We start from the raw sequence: 1184 nt of genomic DNA on the forward strand, positions 1-1184 counted from the left end.
TTACGGACGTTCCAAAGCCAGCGCGACACCCATGCCGCCGCCGATGCACAGCGACGCCAGACCCTTCTTCGCGTCGCGCTTCTGCATTTCGTGCAGCAGCGTGACGAGAATCCGGCAGCCCGATGCGCCGATCGGATGGCCGATCGCGATCGCGCCGCCGTTCACGTTGATCTTCGACTGATCCCAGCCCATCTGCTTGTGCACCGCCAGCGCCTGCGCCGCGAACGCCTCGTTGATTTCCATCAGGTCCAGATCGTTCACCGACCAGCCCGCGCGCTCCAGACAGCGCTTCGACGCCGGCACCGGGCCCATGCCCATCACCTTCGGATCGACCCCCGCGTTCGCGTACGCCTTGATGCGCGCGAGCGGCGTCAAACCGAGCGCCTCGGCCTTCTTCGCCGACATCACCACCACCGCCGCCGCGCCGTCGTTGATGCCCGACGCATTCGCCGCCGTCACCGTGCCTTCCTTCGAGAACGCAGGCTTCAGGCCCGCGAGCGCCTCGGCGGTCACGCCGTGACGCACGAATTCGTCGGTATTGAACTGCAACGGCTCGCCCTTGCGTTGCGGAATCGCGATCGGCACGATCTCGTCGTTGAAGCGCCCTTCCTTCTGCGCCTTCTCGGCCTTGTTCTGCGACAGCGCCGCGAACGCATCCTGCTGCTCGCGCGTGATGCCGAATTCCTTCGCGACGTTCTCCGCCGTCGTGCCCATGTGGTAGTTGTTATAGACGTCCCACAGGCCATCGACGATCATCGTGTCGATCAGCTTCGCATCGCCCATGCGAAAACCGTCGCGCGAGCCCGGCAGCACGTGCGGCGCCGCACTCATGTTTTCCTGACCGCCCGCCACCACGATCTCCGCATCGCCCGCGATGATCGCGTTGGCCGCCAGCATCACCGCCTTCAGCCCCGAGCCGCAGACCTTGTTGATCGTCATGCCCGGCACCATGTCCGGCAAACCCGCCTTGATGAGCGACTGGCGCGCCGGATTCTGCCCCGAGCCCGCGGCCAGCACCTGGCCCAGGATCACTTCGCTCACCTGATCCGGCTTCACGCCGGCGCGCTCCAGAACCGCCTTGATCACCGTGGCGCCCAGTTCCGGCGCCGCGATCTTCGCCAGCGACCCGCCAAATTTGCCTACCGCCGTACGCGCGGCCGATACGATCACTACGTCAGTCATTT

1 protein-coding gene is annotated in these 1184 nt (G+C 65.8%); it reads right to left on the reverse strand.

Features of this window, described 5'->3' with window-relative positions; translation table 11 throughout:
- Complete coding sequence (locus tag U4Y90_RS35925) at positions 1–1182, reverse strand: acetyl-CoA C-acetyltransferase (protein WP_321801890.1); 1182 nt, start codon at positions 1180–1182, stop codon at positions 1–3.
- Between the last annotated feature and the right edge of the window lie 2 nt (positions 1183–1184).

It is taken from the genome of Caballeronia sp. J97 (genome assembly GCF_905220305.1).
Taxonomy (GTDB): Bacteria; Pseudomonadota; Gammaproteobacteria; order Burkholderiales; family Burkholderiaceae; genus Caballeronia.

What these genes read in the sequence shown, in the direction of transcription:
- U4Y90_RS35925 (WP_321801890.1), bottom strand. Translation starts at nt 1,182, where the DNA reads ATGACTGACGTAGTGATCGTATCGGCCGCGCGTACGGCGGTAGGCAAA.